Annotated in this window: 15 protein-coding genes; 13 read left to right on the top strand and 2 right to left on the bottom strand. The window is 64.0% G+C overall.

What is annotated here, in order from left to right; translation table 11 throughout:
* The first annotated feature begins 172 nt into the window (after nucleotides 1-172).
* The 8 genes from glyA (at nucleotide 173) to QD172_RS07325 (ending at nucleotide 8,805) form a co-directional block, all read left to right on the top strand.
* Nucleotides 173-1,435, top strand: coding sequence for a serine hydroxymethyltransferase (glyA, locus tag QD172_RS07360; protein WP_077375029.1), 1,263 nt, complete (start codon nucleotides 173-175; stop codon nucleotides 1,433-1,435).
* A gap of 252 nt (nucleotides 1,436-1,687) precedes the next feature.
* The gene (locus tag QD172_RS07355; RefSeq protein ID WP_279855352.1) at nucleotides 1,688-1,981 is read left to right on the top strand and encodes a DUF6506 family protein; all 294 of its coding nucleotides are present in this window, start codon (nucleotides 1,688-1,690) and stop codon (nucleotides 1,979-1,981) included.
* A 221-nt stretch (nucleotides 1,982-2,202) separates the two neighbouring features.
* Nucleotides 2,203-3,090 (top strand): FCD domain-containing protein, encoded by an 888-nt coding sequence (locus QD172_RS07350; RefSeq protein WP_141392136.1) that lies wholly within the window; start codon nucleotides 2,203-2,205, stop codon nucleotides 3,088-3,090.
* A gap of 195 nt (nucleotides 3,091-3,285) precedes the next feature.
* Nucleotides 3,286-4,254 carry a TRAP transporter substrate-binding protein gene (locus QD172_RS07345; RefSeq protein WP_205700493.1) on the top strand — a complete coding sequence of 323 codons (969 nt, stop codon included), beginning with the start codon at nucleotides 3,286-3,288 and terminating at the stop codon, nucleotides 4,252-4,254.
* Between the two features lie 155 nt (nucleotides 4,255-4,409).
* Nucleotides 4,410-5,051 (top strand): TRAP transporter small permease, encoded by a 642-nt coding sequence (locus tag QD172_RS07340; RefSeq protein WP_136938765.1) that lies wholly within the window; start codon nucleotides 4,410-4,412, stop codon nucleotides 5,049-5,051.
* Nucleotides 5,051-6,352 (top strand): TRAP transporter large permease subunit, encoded by a 1,302-nt coding sequence (locus QD172_RS07335; protein ID WP_077375014.1) that lies wholly within the window; start codon nucleotides 5,051-5,053, stop codon nucleotides 6,350-6,352. The genes QD172_RS07340 and QD172_RS07335 overlap by 1 nt, the downstream gene beginning before the upstream one ends.
* A gap of 303 nt (nucleotides 6,353-6,655) precedes the next feature.
* Nucleotides 6,656-7,552, top strand: a complete 897-nt coding sequence (locus QD172_RS07330) for an HAD-IIB family hydrolase (protein ID WP_279855351.1) — start codon at nucleotides 6,656-6,658, stop codon at nucleotides 7,550-7,552.
* Between the two features lie 41 nt (nucleotides 7,553-7,593).
* Nucleotides 7,594-8,805 (top strand): glycosyl transferase, encoded by a 1,212-nt coding sequence (locus QD172_RS07325; RefSeq protein ID WP_077375009.1) that lies wholly within the window; start codon nucleotides 7,594-7,596, stop codon nucleotides 8,803-8,805.
* Between the two features lie 118 nt (nucleotides 8,806-8,923).
* Here QD172_RS07325 and QD172_RS07320 read toward each other — a convergent pair whose 3' ends face one another.
* Nucleotides 8,924-10,798, bottom strand: a complete 1,875-nt coding sequence (locus QD172_RS07320; RefSeq protein WP_254696543.1) for a sugar phosphorylase — start codon at nucleotides 10,796-10,798, stop codon at nucleotides 8,924-8,926.
* 229 nt (nucleotides 10,799-11,027) lie between these two features.
* Nucleotides 11,028-11,276: a GlsB/YeaQ/YmgE family stress response membrane protein gene (locus QD172_RS07315; protein ID WP_077375006.1), complete on the bottom strand. Its 249-nt coding sequence runs from the start codon at nucleotides 11,274-11,276 to the stop codon at nucleotides 11,028-11,030.
* Nucleotides 11,277-11,582: 306 nt separating this feature from the next.
* Between QD172_RS07315 and nrdR the strand changes: the two genes are divergently transcribed.
* The 5 genes from nrdR (at nucleotide 11,583) to nusB (ending at nucleotide 15,775) form a co-directional block, all read left to right on the top strand.
* Complete coding sequence (nrdR, locus tag QD172_RS07310; protein ID WP_077375003.1) at nucleotides 11,583-12,071, top strand: transcriptional regulator NrdR; 489 nt, start codon at nucleotides 11,583-11,585, stop codon at nucleotides 12,069-12,071.
* A gap of 77 nt (nucleotides 12,072-12,148) precedes the next feature.
* Nucleotides 12,149-13,351, top strand: a complete 1,203-nt coding sequence (gene ribD / locus QD172_RS07305) for a bifunctional diaminohydroxyphosphoribosylaminopyrimidine deaminase/5-amino-6-(5-phosphoribosylamino)uracil reductase RibD (RefSeq protein WP_279855350.1) — start codon at nucleotides 12,149-12,151, stop codon at nucleotides 13,349-13,351.
* Nucleotides 13,352-13,520: 169 nt separating this feature from the next.
* A complete protein-coding gene (gene ribBA / locus QD172_RS07300; RefSeq protein ID WP_077374998.1) occupies nucleotides 13,521-14,669 on the top strand; it encodes a bifunctional 3,4-dihydroxy-2-butanone-4-phosphate synthase/GTP cyclohydrolase II in 1,149 nt (382 codons plus the stop codon).
* Between the two features lie 111 nt (nucleotides 14,670-14,780).
* A complete protein-coding gene (gene ribE, locus QD172_RS07295; RefSeq protein ID WP_043331374.1) occupies nucleotides 14,781-15,263 on the top strand; it encodes a 6,7-dimethyl-8-ribityllumazine synthase in 483 nt (160 codons plus the stop codon).
* A complete protein-coding gene (gene nusB, locus QD172_RS07290; protein ID WP_084208057.1) occupies nucleotides 15,260-15,775 on the top strand; it encodes a transcription antitermination factor NusB in 516 nt (171 codons plus the stop codon). Before ribE ends, nusB begins: the two co-directional genes overlap by 4 nt.

The following is a 15,775-nucleotide window of genomic DNA, read 5'->3' as shown; positions in this document are numbered from 1 at the left end:
GCCTCGGGATCGTCGTGTCGATCGTGAGGCCATCTTGCGTTAACAATGATGCTGATTCATGTGAATCGGACCGCCGGCTGAGGTATCATGCTGGTCCTGATCTTACCCCTAGATGGCGATCCGGCCGCGCCGGAATTCGCTGTCGTCATCACCCTTCAGGCGAGGACACCCGATGTTCACCCGTGACATGCAGATTGCCGGTTTTGATGATGCGCTCCTGAGCGCCATGGACGACGAAGTCGTTCGCCAGGAAGCTCACATCGAGCTGATCGCCTCCGAGAACTACGCCAGCCCCCGCGTCATGCAGGCGCAAGGCTCCCAGCTGACCAACAAGTACGCGGAAGGCTACCCGGGCAAGCGTTACTACGGCGGTTGCGAGTTCGTCGACAAGGTCGAGCAGCTGGCCATCGATCGTGCCTGCGAACTGTTCGGTGCCACCTACGCCAACGTTCAGCCGCACGCCGGTTCCCAGGCCAACAGTGCCGTCTTCCAGGCGCTGGTCTCGCCGGGCGACACCATTCTGGGCATGAGCCTGGACGCGGGTGGTCACCTGACTCACGGTGCACGTCCGAACTTCTCCGGCAAGCACTACAATGCCGTGCAGTACGGTCTGGGCGAGAACGGCCTGATCGACTACGCCGAAGTCGCGCGTCTGGCGCGTGAGCACAAGCCGAAGATGATCATCGCTGGCTTCTCCGCCTACTCCCAGATCATCGACTGGGCCGAGTTCCGCAAGATCGCCGACGAAGTCGGTGCCTACCTGCTGGTTGACATGGCCCACGTGGCCGGTCTGGTCGCCGCCGGTGTCTACCCGAGCCCGCTGCCCCACGCCCATGTCGTCACCACCACCACGCACAAGACCCTGCGCGGTCCGCGTGGCGGCCTGATCCTGTCTGCCGAAGGCAATGCCGACATCGAGAAGAAGCTGAACTCCGCCGTCTTCCCGGGTGGCCAGGGTGGCCCGCTGATGCACGTCATCGCGGCCAAGGCGATCTGCTTCAAGGAAGCGATGGATCCGTCCTTCAAGACCTACCAGCAGCAGGTCGTCAAGAACGCCCAGGCCATGGCGTCCGTGTTCCTGGAGCGTGGCTTCGAAGTCGTCTCCGGCGGCACCGAGGATCACCTGTTCCTGCTGTCACTGGTCAAGCAGGGCCTGACCGGCAAGGACGCTGACGCGGCACTGGGTCGTGCCCACATCACCGTCAACAAGAATGCCGTGCCGGGTGACCCGCAGTCGCCGTTCGTCACCTCCGGTCTGCGTATCGGCACCCCGGCTGTCACCACGCGCGGCTTCAAGGAGCAGGAGTGTCTGGATCTGGCGGGCTGGATCTGCGACATCCTCGAGGCGATGGTCGCCGGCGATTCCGCCGCTGCCGAAGCCGAGGTACAGGCCAAGGTCTCCGAGGTCTGTGCACGTCTGCCGGTCTACGCCTGAGTTCCTGACGGATGGCGCTCGCCGACACATGATGTTCGCATCATGAGGGAGCTGGCCACCGGTTCGGAGTGAGGTGCTCGAGAACGCCTGTCGCGAAAGCGGCAGGCGTTTTTTTGTGCCCGGCTCACGTCCAGATGGGGCGACATGTCGTTGATCCGTGGTCCACAAGCGCTCAGAAAGATCAGTCCTGATGCTCGCGGGGACACGCTAGGCTTCTTGATGCGTGATCCATCTCGTGGTGAGGAGACTTTCATGGCCGTGAAGACGCACGACGTTATGCACCATGCCTTCCTGATTCTGGTCGAGCACAGTGGCAATACCTCGCTGAGCAGCCAGGGGAGCGGGGAGATGCGACTCTCCGTCGCCACACTGGGCTCGCTCAAGGCGGCCGAGCGACTGGTCAGTGAGCTGATCGCCCAGGGGGTCAGTCAGATCGAGCTCTCGGCAAGCTTCGGCGCGGCAGGTGAGGCCGCGGTGAGAACGGTGGTGGCCGACAGCGGCGCCGAGCGAACGGTGATGATCGGTCGTGTCCGGTTCGCGATGTGAGCGAAGATGGCGCGAAGTCTGGTGAAGTTGAATAATCCTTGCGCAACATGGAGTTGCGTAAAGGTGTGACCAAAGTCGGGTCTCACCCTTGGTCTAAGGTGTCTTGTTGGCATGTCTGACATGGGCTATTCCTTGACGGACAAGAGCGCACCGCGACCCATCCTGCGAGGGAGGTGAGCGAGCCACAATTGACGCGCCACGCCATCAAGGAACGTTCGATCATGCCCACGCCACCCAGGAGTGCTGCAGGCGGCCACCCGCGCGCCAGCACGTCATCCCCAACGTCAGCGACCGCCAGTGAATCGTCGACCACCGCCCGTGTCGATGTGGCGGAATGGCTGGCGCAGGCCATCTTCGAGAATCGGTATCCGCCGGGCAGTCTGATCCCTCGTGAGCTGGATCTCTGCGATCAGCACGCCCAGAGCCGCGCCACCGTACGCACCGCGATCCAGAGTCTGGTCAATGCCGGCATCCTGACCCGCACCACCGGGCAGGGCACGCGCGTCAATCCGCTCAGCGAGTGGCATCTGCTCGACCCACGCGTCACCGGCTGGATGACACGCTATGCGATGCCGCATCCGCAGCTGGCACGGGATATCTACGCCTTCCGCATTTCCATCGAACCCTTCGTTGCCGCACTGGCGGCCACCGAGGCCACCGCCCAGGACCTGTCCGCCATCGAGCAGGCCTACGACGGCATGGCGGCGGCGGTGCATGGCGGCAGCGCCATGGAGGAGTTCGATCGCGCCGATATCGCCTTCCATGACGCCATCTTCGCCGCGACCCACAACGTCATCTGGGCGCAGCTCGGCCATGTGCTCAAGCCCTCGATCAGCCTGCTGGTGGCGACCTCCAACCACAACGCCTCGGAGCTGGGCGACAGTCTCGGTCGCCATCGTGCGGTGATGGAGGCGATTCGTCTGCGCCAGCCGGAGGCGGCCCATGCCGCAACCCTGCATGTGCTGGATCGCACCGGGCGCGATCTCGGGCTCGCCATGCCCGAGGTGGCCGATGGGCCGCACGGTGTCGGGCGCGCCCAGGAGCCGCTGGAGCTGCTGCGTCGTTTCGGTCAGCTGCCCAGTCTCTCCGCCCCCCTGTCAAGAGAGTGACCCGCGCCCTGGGCGTCGCCACGCCGGGAAGTGTCTGCACGTCTTCCCTCCGCCAAAGAACGTCATAACACGTCATAACAACACGCCAGGAGTTCCACCATGCCGCATTCCACCACGTCCCACCGTCCGTCCCTCGCCTCCGGGCGTTTCGCGCTCAAGGCGCTTGCCCTTTCCACGGCGCTGGCCGCCAGTGCGATGGCCGCGCCCAGCTGGGCGGCCGAGTACGAATGGACCTTCCAGACCTCGGAAACGGCCGGTGAGCCGCAGTTCGAGGTCAAGAAGGCCTGGGCCGAGAACATCAAGACCATGTCGGATGGGCGTATCGCCATCGAGATCCTGCCGGTCAATGCCGTGGTACAGGCCAACCAGACGCTGGACGCCGTCAGCGCCGGCATCCTGCAGGGCCACCTGACGGACCCGTCCTACTTCTCGGGCCAGAATCCGGCCTTCGGCATGCTGGGCAACCTGGTGGGTGCCTGGGGGGATCCACTGGAATATCTCGAGTACATGCAGCACGGCGGTGGTGAGGCGCTCTACAACGAGCTGGTCGAGCCCTACGGCGTGCATCTGATCGGCGCAGGCGCCACCGGGCTTGAGTCCTTCGTCTCCAAGAAGCCGGTGCGTACCGTCGATGATCTCAAGGGCCTCAAGGTGCGTGCGCCGGAAGGCATGGTCTACAACATCTTCCAGAAGGCCGGTGCAGCCCCCGTCAACCTGCCGGGCTCCGAGGTCTACACCGGTCTCGAGAAGGGCGTGATCGACGCGGCGGATTACACCGTGTTCGCCACCAATGATGACCAGGGCCTGCACAGCTTCGCCAAGTACCCGTCCTATCCGGGCTTCCACTCGCTGCCGATGGTGGCGGTGTCGATGAACAAGGACATCTGGGACGGCCTGCCGGCGGATCTCAAGGCGATCATGGAGACCGCGACTGACTCGATGGCCTACGACATGGTCTTCACCCTCAAGGCGCGTGACCTCAAGGCGGTGAGCGCGGCGCGAGCCAATCCGGATATCGAGGTGATCGACATGGCGCCGGAAGAACGCGCCAAGTTCCGTCGCATCGCCCAGCAGGAATGGAAGGTATGGGCCGAGAAGAACGAGCTGACCGGCAAGGTCTACGAGTCCGTGGTCACCTTCCTCACCGACCGCAACCTGATGTAAGCGTCCACTCGCTGTCATCGGCCGCGTGACAAGAGTCGCCGGGGCGAGACGTCGACAGGATCAAGACGATCAGGAAAGACGCGGGAGATGATGATCGGCGTGCTCACTGGGCGCGCCGATCCTCCTTGAGCAAGCCAGTTAGCAAGGAATTCGATATGGCAGAACATGATGTGGCGTCGCCGGGCCTGCCGGAGGCGTCGGATGACCACGACCCGAATCTGGGCACGCGCACGCCGCTGGACCGACTGGTCGGCAAGGGCACGCGCGCTGCGGCGTGGCTGGTATTGCTGGCGATGGCGATCAGCGTGTTCGAGGTGGTGATGCGCTATGGCCTCGACTCGCCGACCTCCTGGGTCCACGAGACGGTGATCTTTCTGGTCGCGACCAGCTTCGCGCTGGGCGGGCCGGCGGCGCTGGCCAACAACCGCCATATTCGCGTGCGTGTGCTCTACGACCTGGTCGGCACGCGCTTTCGCTACGTGCTGGACTGCTTCAATGACGTGATGACGCTCGTGTTCTGCATGGCGATGAGTTACGCAGGCTGGGTGATGTTCTGGCGCGCCTCGCACAGCCCGCTGGGCGAATGGCAGCTGGAGCGCTCCGGTACCTCGTGGAACCCGCCGTTTCCAGCGCTGACCAAGGGCGTGATCCTGTTCGCGCTGGCGGTGATGACCCTGCAGGCGCTGTGGCATCTCTACCAGACCTTCTTCTCTCCCCGTCCGCCCGAAGGGGAAAGTGACGCCGCTGCCCACACGGCACAAGAGACGCGTACCACGTCAGACAAGGAGCAGCGCTGATGGATATCGCAACGGCTACCATGCTGCTGGTCGGCGGCATCTTCGCGCTGCTGGTCACGGGCCTGCCGCTGGCCTTCGTCACCGGGCTGGTGGCATTGGCCTACACCTTCGGCTGGTTCGGCCCGATGGCGCTGCCGCTGGTCACCAGTCGTGTCTATGGCTTCGTCACCGAGTATTCGCTGGTGGCGGTGCCGATGTTCGTGTTGATGGCCTCGCTGCTGGATCGCTCCGGCATCGCCAAGGACCTGTTCAATGCCATGCGCGTGATGGCCGGACGCCTGCCGGGTGGTGTGGCGATCCAGACCATCGTGGTGGCGTTCTTCCTGGCGGCGATGTCCGGCATCATCGGCGGCGAGATCGTGCTGCTGGGGATTCTGGCGCTGCCGCAGATGCTCCGGCTCGGCTATGACAAGCACATCGCCATCGGCGTGGTGTGTGCCGGGGGCTCGCTGGGCACCATGATGCCGCCCTCCATCGTGCTGATCATCTATGGCCTGATCGCCAACCAGTCGATTGCCGATCTGTTCACCGCGGCGATCACCCCGGCCATCGTGCTGATGGCAAGCTATATCCTCTATGTGCTGATCCGCTGCCTGCGCAATCCCGCGCTGGGGCCGGTGATGCCCGAGGAGGAACGGCGTGCCAGCTTCCAGAGCAAGCGTGAGCTGCTCAAGGCCGTCGGCGTGCCGGCAATCATCGCGGGACTGGTGCTGGGTTCCATCTATGGCGGGGTGGCCTCGGTGACGGAGGCAGCGGCGATGGGCAGCTTCGGCGTGCTGGTGGCGGTGATGCTGCGGGGTGAATTCTCCATCACCCTGATGCAGCGTGCGCTGTCCCAGACCATGAACACCTGCGGCATGATCATCTGGATCGGTATCGGGGCGGCGGCGCTGGTCGGGGTCTACAACCTGATGGGCGGCAACCGCTTCGTGTCGAGCATGATTCTCGGCCTCGATATCCCGCCGCTGGCGATCATCATGGTGATGATGGCGATCCTGCTGCTGCTGGGGCTGTTCCTCGACTGGATCGGCATCGCGATGCTGACCCTGCCGATCTTCGTGCCGATCATCATCCAACTTGGCTATGACCCGGTATGGTTCGGCGTGCTGTTCGCGGTCAACATGCAGGTGTCCTTCCTGTCGCCTCCCTTCGGGCCTGCCGCCTTCTATCTGAAAGGCGTGGCACCGGAAGGCATCAGTCTCAAGGATATCTTCGTCTCGCTGCTGCCGTTCATCGCCATCCAGCTGTGCGTGCTGGCGATGTTGCTGCTGTGGCCGCAACTGTCACTGTGGCTGGTCTAGTCTCAACAGATGTTGCTGATGGCCGAAGACTCGACGCCCTCGCAGATGCGAGGGCGTCGTCGTTCGTGACGACAGGTCTGCGCTGCAATGTGGCGACGCGACATGCATCAGGGGATTTGTGCTCATTGTTGGTGCAAGCAAGCCGGCAGTGAATCAGAGTTGAGAGTTGAGAGGCCAGACTGTCATTGCGACTGCACCATCTTGGCACATTCCCTGCAATGCTCTTGGCAGGCTTGCCTGGCGCAACGAGACCGCACCGCGGGGATGCCTGGCACGCTGCAGCACTTCATGAGGAGAGTTCACATGTCAGAGACTCAAGCACCGCTGTTGTTGCTGACCGACCTGGATGGCTCGCTGCTGGACCATCACGATTACTCGCCGGGTCCGGCGCGCAGCTGGCTGACCCGCCTGCGTGCTCGCGGCGCCTGGGTCGTGCCCAATACCTCCAAGACCGCGGCTGAACTCACGCCCTTGATGCGCTCGCTGGGGCTGGCGGGTCAGCCCTGGATCGCCGAGAACGGAGGCGTCGTGGCGCTGCCGGCCTCCTGGCTCAGTGCCTATCCACTGGAGGAGGCCAGTGCCCCGGATGCGCACGGCCTGTGCCGTATCGCGGTGGCCATGCCGCGCCGCGCGATTCTCGAGGTGCTGGAGGGATTGAGGGAGGAGTTCGCCTTTGAAGGCTTTGCCGCGATGTCGGTGGCAAGAATCAGCGAGCTGACGGGGCTGGGGGAGGCGGATGCGGCGCTGGCGGGGGAGCGTGATGCCAGTGAACCGCTGGTATGGCAGGACGCGCCGGAGCGCCTCGAGGAATTCCGCACGCGCCTGGCCAGCTATGGCCTCAAGCTGACGCGGGGCGGGCGTTTCCATCATGTGACGGGCGACACTGACAAGGGGGTGGCGGCGCGCTATCTGATCGCGCGCTACCGGCTCTGTGAGCGGGTGCGTCCCTGGACACTGGGCTTCGGTGATGGCGCCAATGACCTGCCACTGCTGGCCGCGGTCGACAACGCTGTCCTGATCCCCGGCGTCGGTGATACCTCACAGCGCGATCGGGAGCTTGCCGAGTATCCGCTACTGGCGGATGAACGCCGCTGTTTTCGCGCCAATCACCCCGGGCCGCAGGGATGGGTCGAGGGATTGCGTCACTGGCTGGCCAATGGCCAGCCGGAAGAATGGACATCCAGAGGCCTGCGCGCCTGACGCCTGCCTGATGCGTGTCTTCGGTATGACAAGGAGCTGACATGAGCGATTTTTACCAGAATGGCATCATCACCAACTTCCATAACCTGACCGACCGTCCGGTGGAGGACCTTGAAGCGGATCTGATGCGCTTCTCCCGCAAGCGGCCGATGAGCCTGATTCTGCCGTCGCTGTATTCCGAGCTGGAAGGCCCCGCGCTCAAGCACATCGTCGATGAGCTGGCGCAGGTGCCGTATCTCAGCGAGATCGTGATCGGGCTGGATCGTGCCGACCGCGACCAGTTCGAGCATGCCAAGGAGTTCTTCTCTCACCTGCCACAGCATCACCGTATCCTGTGGAACGACGGGCCGCGCCTGCGTGCACTAGATGAAGAGCTGACCGAGCATGGTCTGGCACCGATGGAGGCCGGCAAGGGGCGCAACGTCTGGTATTGCTCCGGTTACGTGCAGTCATCAGGCATCGCCGAGGCGGTGGCACTGCATGACTGCGATATCGTCACCTATGATCGCGGCCTGCTAGCGCGCCTGATCTACCCGGTCGCCCATCCGCAGTTCAACTACGAATTCTGCAAGGGCTACTATTCGCGCATCGCTCAGGGCAAGCTCAATGGGCGCGTGGCACGTCTGATGGTCACGCCGTTGATCCGAGCGCTCAAGAAGGTCTATGGCCCGCTGCCGTATCTGGATTATCTCGACAGCTATCGTTATCCGCTGTCCGGTGAGTTCTCGATGCGCACCGACGTGCTGGCGGACATTCGCATCCCCAGCGACTGGGGGCTGGAGATCGGCGTGCTTTCCGAGGTGCATCGCAACTATTCCACCAAGCGTCTGTGTCAGGTGGACATCGCCGATGCCTATGATCACAAGCATCAGCCGCTGTCCGAGGAAGATGCGCTGGGCGGCCTCAATCGCATGAGTCTGGATATCGCCAAGGCCATGTATCGCAAGCTGGCGACGCTGGGGGTCGAGATTCACGGCGAGACTTTCCGCACCATCAAGGCGACCTACTATCGTATCGCGCTGGATCTGATCGAGACCTATTACAACGACGCCGTCATGAATGGCCTGACGGTGGATCGTCACAGCGAGGAAGCGGCAGTGGAGCTGTTCGCCGCCAACATCATGGATGCCGGCAGCGCCTTCCTCGACAACCCGCGTGACAAGCCCTTCATTCCGAGCTGGAACCGGGTGCAGTCCGCGGTGCCGGACCTGCTCGAGCGCATGCATGAAGCGGTGGAGCTGGACAACCAGTAACGACACCTTTCACCAACCGCTCACGTGGGTCACGCACGTTGCGGCAGACACGGGAAGGTAAAACGACAACGGGGCTGCCACTGGCAGCCCCGTTGTCGTTGGCGGGCACGTCGTCAGGTCAGACGACCTCGATGGCCGGTGGGCGCACCGACTGCTCCATCAGCCAGGCTGCCTGATAGGGGCGGCGCGCCATGGCGGGGTCGAAGGCCTTGTCATGACACAGGTGGTCGGTCAATGCGAGGCCCTGCCAGCTTTCCGGCAAGGGCAGCACACGCGGCTGATCGGTGACATTGAGAGCGAACAGCAGGCGGCGTCCCTCGTGGGTGACGCGCTCGAAGACGAAGAAGTCCGGCCCCAGGTCGAACACCTGCTGATGGGCATCGGGGTGAAAGCACGGCTCCTCGCGGCGCAGCGTCATGCGACGCTTCAAGGCATGGAAGACCTCATGGGTCGCGGTGTTGGGGCTGGACAGCAGGGCTTCCAGTTCATCGCGCTGCCACTTGCGGCGGTTGATGGCGCGCAGATGCCCGTCGCGTTCGACCCCTTCCTGGTGATTGGGGGTGGCGGTCAGTGAATGAAGATAGAGGCCGGGAATGCCCTGCAGGCTCAGCATCAGGGTCTGACTGGCGATGAAGCGCTCGATCTGCCACGGGTCCCGTCCACGCCGCGTGCCCTTGAGGGCATCGAAATAGCTGATGTTCAGCTCATAGGGGGTGTCGGCGCGTCCCGGGTTGGCGCGCATGCTGACGTAGCCACCGAAGTCGTGCACCAGTCGCACGAGGGTATCGCGCTCATGGTCCGGCAGCAGGCCTTCCAGCGCACGCACGCCGATGCCATCGTGGCTGGCCGTGAAGTTGAAGTAGCTGCATCCCGCCGGCAGAGAGGGCAGGCTGGCGGCCCACTCGGTCAGTGCACTGGCATCTCCGGAGGTCAGGGTATGCAGAGTCAGCGGCGGCAGCGTGAACTGATAGATCATGTGGGCTTCATCGGCCTGGGCGCTGCCCTCGAGGGAGGTCAGGTCCTGCTCGGAAAGGCGGTCGAGGCCGAAATACGACATGTTCTCGGCGTGGGGCACGTTGGTTTCCGTGATCAGCAGGCTGCCGGGGGCCAGATGATCTACGATGGCGCGCAGCAGGCGGACCACGGCATGCGTCTCCGGCAGATGCACGCAGGAGGTGCCCAGACGCTTCCACAGGAAGGCCACGGCATCGAGGCGGATCATGCGCGCGCCCTGCTCGAGGTAATAGAGCAGGATACCGATGAACTCCAGCAGGACGTCGGGGTTGGCGAAGTTGAGGTCGATCTGGTCATCCGAGAAGGTTGCCCACAGATGACGCAGGCCACGACGGGTATGCACCGGCGTGAGCAGGGCCGAGGGGCGTGGTCGCACCACGCTGGAGACGTCCGTTTCCGGGTCCATCTCGATGAAGTAATCGCGGCCGGGTTGCACGCCGGCCAGATAATCGGCGAACCACAGCGATTCCCGCGAGCAGTGGTTGATGACGAGGTCCGCCATCAGGTCACGTTGCTCGCTCAGACGCTGGATGTCCTGCCAGTCGCCGAGGGCCGGATTGACCTCACGGTAGTGGATGACGCTGAAGCCGTCGTCGCTGCTCCAGGGGAAGAAGGGCAGGACGTGCACCCCGGAGAGGCAGTCACCCAGACGGCTCGCGAGGAAGTCATTCAGGGTGGCCAGCGGAGCCTCGCCTTCCTGTTGCACGCTGTCGCCGTAGGTGATCAGCCACTGATCGCGTTCGCTCCACAGCGGTTCGCCCTCGGGAACCCGGGGGGCAAGACGCGAACGATGCAGCTCCATCAGTGTCTCGAGACGCCGCAGCACCTCATCCTTGCGCTCGGGATAGATCACCGCCAGCAGCGTCTCGGCGTGGCGGGCGAAGGCATCGTTCGAGAGCGGGTGTGACAGGGAGCGTGGGCCCGGTCGAGCGGCGTGTGAGGAAGAGGTGGAAGGATCGGGAGGTGGCATGTCGGGCATGAGCGGTCCTCGAAGTCATCAGTGCATGTGACTTGACCATGCAAGACGACGGCCAGCCCACTGGTGCAGGCTGGCCGTCGTCGAGTCATGGCGGGTGAAACCGGCGGGGAAAGCCATGTGATCAGCTCCTGTCAGGCCATGGAGCCGATCAGGCCCACCCGCACTGCTAGCGAAGTGCTCGCGAATCGCTCGCGAAGTGCCTGCGAAGTGCCTGCGAGCGGGTCGCGGGCTACCTGCGAACGACTCGATACAGGATCAGCAGGATGATGGCACCGAGCACGGCGATGACGAAGCTTGCCAGATTGAAGCCGGTGACATCTCCGAAGCCGAGCTGCGTGCCGATCCATCCCCCTACCACGGCACCCAGGATGCCGATGATGCTGGTGACGATGATGCCACCGGGGTCCTTGCCGGGCATGATGACCTTGGCGATGATGCCGGCGATCAGTCCGAAGATGATCCAGGCGATGATTCCCATGTCGCGTCTCCTTGCGTCATTAGTAAGCACTTGGTCGTGAAGATCATTCACTCATGTGGCGAGCATCCTTGTGGGAGTTTCTCGCCGGCCTCGGTTCTCGGGAGTCTATGCGGATTCCTCTTCCGCTCCTCAAGGCTAACGCAGATAGGATCTGACTGACATAGGCTCCCGTGCACGAGTCTTAACGGTTACAATGGCGCCCATTCCATGTCTTTCGGCTGTGCTGCCGTGGCCCGACGCTGCTCGGCAGTACCGGAAGCCGAAGTACGCAACGCCGCCACCTCGCACTCAAGCAGGCTCCCAACAATGCACTGTCCCTTCTGTGGAACTCATGAAACCAAGGTCACGGATTCCCGGCTGGTGGTCGAGGGTGACCAGGTGCGTCGTCGTCGCCAGTGCGCGGCCTGCGGCGAGCGTTTCACGACCTACGAGACGGCAGAGCTGGTCATGCCGCGAGTGGTCAAGGGTGACGGTTCCCGTGAGAGCTTCGATGAGCACAAGCTGCGGGCAGGCATGTTGCGCGCGCTGGAGAAGCGTCCTGTCTCCTCGGAGCTGATCGAGGCGGCTGTCGAGCGTATCCGTCAGCGTCTGCGCGCCACGGGGGAACGTGAGATCGAGGCGCGCCGGATCGGCGACGAAGTGATGCAGCAGCTCAAGCGGCTGGATCAGGTCGCCTATATCCGCTTTGCCTCCGTCTATCGCCGGTTTCAGGATCTGGACGAATTCCGTGCCGAGATCGACCGCCTCGCCCAGGAGCCCAGTTTCCTGCCCGGCGAGGAAGACAGCCGCTCCTGATCCGCGCATCGCCCGACCGTCCTGCGGTCCGACTGTCGGGGCGGTCCATGTTGTCGTCACACGCCGATAGGTATTGCATGTCCCTCACCTCTCATGACACCGCAGTCGGCCAGGAGCCTGGTCGCGATATTCGCCACATGGCGCATGCCTTGCGCCTTGCGCGTCTGGGAAGCTACACCACCCATCCCAATCCACGGGTCGGGTGCGTGCTGGTCGACCCCGTCACTGACAAGGTGATCGCCACCGGCTTTCATGTGCGCGCCGGGGAAGGGCATGCCGAGGTCAACGCCTTGGCCGCCGCCGGTGAGCAAGCCTTGGGCTGCGTGGCCTACGTGACGCTGGAGCCCTGCTCGCACACCGGGCGAACCGGACCATGCTCACGCGCCTTGATCGCGGCGGGCATCTCGCGGGTGGTGATCGCCATGCGGGACCCGAATCCGCAGGTGGCCGGGCGTGGCATCGCCATGCTTCAGGGCGCTGGCATCGCCGTGACGGTGGGCGTGCTGGAGCAGGAGGCGCGTGCGCTCAATCCCGGCTTCCTGTCGCGCATGGAGCGCGGGCGCCCCTTCGTGCGTCTCAAGCAGGCCATGAGTCTGGACGGTCGCACCGCGATGGCCTCCGGTGAATCCCAGTGGATCACTGGCCCGGAAGCGCGCAGCGCCGTTCAGCGACTGCGCGCACGCTCCAGCGTGGTGATGAGCGGTATCGAGTCGGTCATCTTCGATGATTCGCGCCTCAACGTGCGCGCCGAGCAGCTGGGGCTGGAGGCGCATCCGCTGGGGCTCGAGGCGCTGGTGGCGCGTCAGCCGTTGCGCGTGGTGGTGGATACGCATCTGCGCCTGCCACTGGCGGCGCGAATCCTTGAGCAGGACGGCAGAACCCTGGTGGTCTGTGTCGCGGATGAGACAGCGGCTCAGGCAGAACGGCGCAGACTGTTGGAAGCGGCCGGCGCCGAGGTGCTGGCGTTGCCGGCGGGCCCGGAGGGTCGTGTGGATCTCGAGGCGCTGTTGCGCCATCTGGCCGAGCATGAGCAGGCCAATGAGGTCCTGCTGGAGACCGGTGCGGTGCTTGCCGGTGCCATGCTCAGCGCCGGGCTGGTGGATGAGATGCAGCTGTTCATGGCGCCGACGCTGCTGGGCGGGGAGGCGCGTCCGTTGCTGGCCCTGCCCGGACTCGAGCACATGGCGCAGCAGCGGCGGGTCGAGATCCGCGAGATTCGTGCCGTGGGGCGCGACTGGCGCATCACGGCAGTGCCCGACAACGGCGAGCCTGTCGGCTGAACTGACTGAGAGAAATTGCCTGCCAGCGCAAGGACTTGCCGCTGTCTGGCGACAGTGGCGTCGCGGGGCGCTGGCGCAAAACCGGGTGGCGGGGTACCCTGACGCCCGACTTTTTGATAACACGCGTGGGCCGGGCAACCGTCGGCGCGGTCCGAAATGTGGAGCAAGCATGGCGCTATCAGGCATCGCAGCACTCGTCGAGGATATCCGGCAGGGCAAGATGGTCATCCTCATGGATGACGAGGATCGTGAGAACGAAGGCGACATCATCATCGCCGCGGAAGCCGTGACAGCCGAGCACATCAACTTCATGGCGCGTCATGCGCGTGGCTTGATCTGCATGCCGATGTCGCGTGAGCATTGCGAGCAGCTCCAGCTGCCCTTGATGGTGCAGGCCAACGGTTCCGGCTTCGGTACCAAGTTCACGCTCTCCATCGAAGCCACCGAAGGCGTCACCACCGGTATCTCCGCTGCTGATCGCGCACGTACCGTGCAGGCGGCTGCCGCCCGCAACGCCCGTCCGCAGGATATCGTCCAGCCGGGGCATATCTTCCCGCTGATGGCGGAACCGGGTGGCGTGCTGCGTCGTGCCGGCCACACCGAGGCGGCCTGTGATCTGGCCTCCATGGCGGGCTTTGGCGCGACCGGCGTGATCTGTGAGGTCATGAACGACGATGGCAGCATGGCGCGTCGTGAGGAGCTCGAGCGCTTTGCCGCCGAGCATGATCTCAAGGTCGGCACTATCGCGGACCTGATCGAATACCGCATCCACAACGAACAGACCGTGGAAGTGCTGGACAGCGAGCAGGTCGAGACGGCCTTCGGCGAGCTGACGCTGCACTGCTTCAGCGATCGCATCCAGGGCCGTCATCATCTGGCGCTGGTCAAGGGCACGCCGACGCCTGACGCCTTGACCACCGTGCGTGTGCATGTGGAGGACCCGATGCGTGACCTCCTGACCCTGCGTCAGCCGGGCAGCAGCAGCTGGGCGCTCCATGATGCACTGTCACAGGTCGCTGCCGCTGATGCGGGCGTGCTGGTGCTGCTGGACACCGGCAGTGATTCACAGGATTACAAGGAACGTCTCGATGTCTTCCTCGGACGACGTCGTACGCCGCGCACCAACGAATCCGATGGTGCGGGCAACTATCTGACTACCGGTACCGGTGCTCAGATCCTCAGGGATCTCGGCGTCGGCCGGATGCGTCTGCTCAGCTCGCCGTGGAAGTTCTCTGCGCTGTCCGGTTTCGGCCTCGAAGTGGTCGAGCTGATCGGCAGTGATGACGCGGCCAGTGGCACAGACACCGTGGGTGCATAAGGCCCCGGCACTACCCAAATGGCGGGAGTGGGGACCAGTCGCGGTCGTCGCTCCCGGTATGATTGATATCTCCGCCCCGGTTCGCCGGGGCGCTAGCATTGTGGACTGACCATGCAACCGATTGCTCAACTCGAAGGCACCTTCACCAATGTCGATGGCCGTTACGTCATCGTCGTCGGGCGTTTCAACCACCACGTCGTCGATAGCCTGGTGGAAGGCGCGGTCGATTCCCTCGTACGCCACGGCGTCGATGAGGAAAACATCGACCTGATCCACGTGCCGGGCGCCTGGGAAATCCCGCTGGCCGTCAAGGCCGTGCTGGCCAAGGTCAAGCCGCACGCCGTCATCACGCTGGGCGCGGTGATTCGTGGTGGCACGCCGCACTTTGAATATGTCGCCGGTGAATGCAACTCCGCCCTGTCTCGTCTGCAGCTCGAGTTCGACACGCCGGTGGCCAATGGCGTGCTGACGGTCAACTCCATCGAGCAGGCCATCGAGCGTGCGGGCACCAAGGCCGGCAACAAGGGCACTGAAGCCGCGATGGCCGCCATGGAAATGGTCTCGCTGCTCAAGGCCATGGGAGGTGATGCATGAGCGAACGTCAGCAACGTTCCGAGCGTGAGCCGTCCAAGCAGCAGCAGGCACGCCGTGCCGCGCGCGAGCTGGCGGTCCAGGGCATCTACCAGTGGCAGATGACCGGCAAGAGCATGACCACCATCGAAGCCGAGTTTCGCGGTCAGCAGGTCGATGACGATGTCGAGCTGCACGAGAACTGGGTCGAGGTGATGCGCATCGCTGACCAGGCGCTGTTCCATGAGCTGCTGCACAACGTGCCGCGTTTCCAGAAAGAGCTGGATGCCAGCATCAGCCCGCTGCTGGATCGTCGTCTTCAGGATCTCGACGAGATCGAGCTGGCCATCCTGCGTCTGGGCGCCTACGAGCTCTCCAAGCGCATGGAAGTGCCGTACCGTGTCGCCATCAACGAAGGGGTCGAGCTGGCCAAGACCTTCGGTGCCACCGATGGTCACAAGTACGTCAACGGGATCCTCGACAAGCTGGCAGTCAAGCTGCGCAGCGCCGAGGTGACCCAGGCCCGCCTGCGCTGA

The organism is Cobetia sp. 10Alg 146 (assembly GCF_029846385.1).
Taxonomy (GTDB): Bacteria; Pseudomonadota; Gammaproteobacteria; order Pseudomonadales; family Halomonadaceae; genus Cobetia; species Cobetia marina.
Note: the sequence above shows the minus strand (reverse complement) of the source record. Positions and strands in the feature narration are given on the sequence as shown.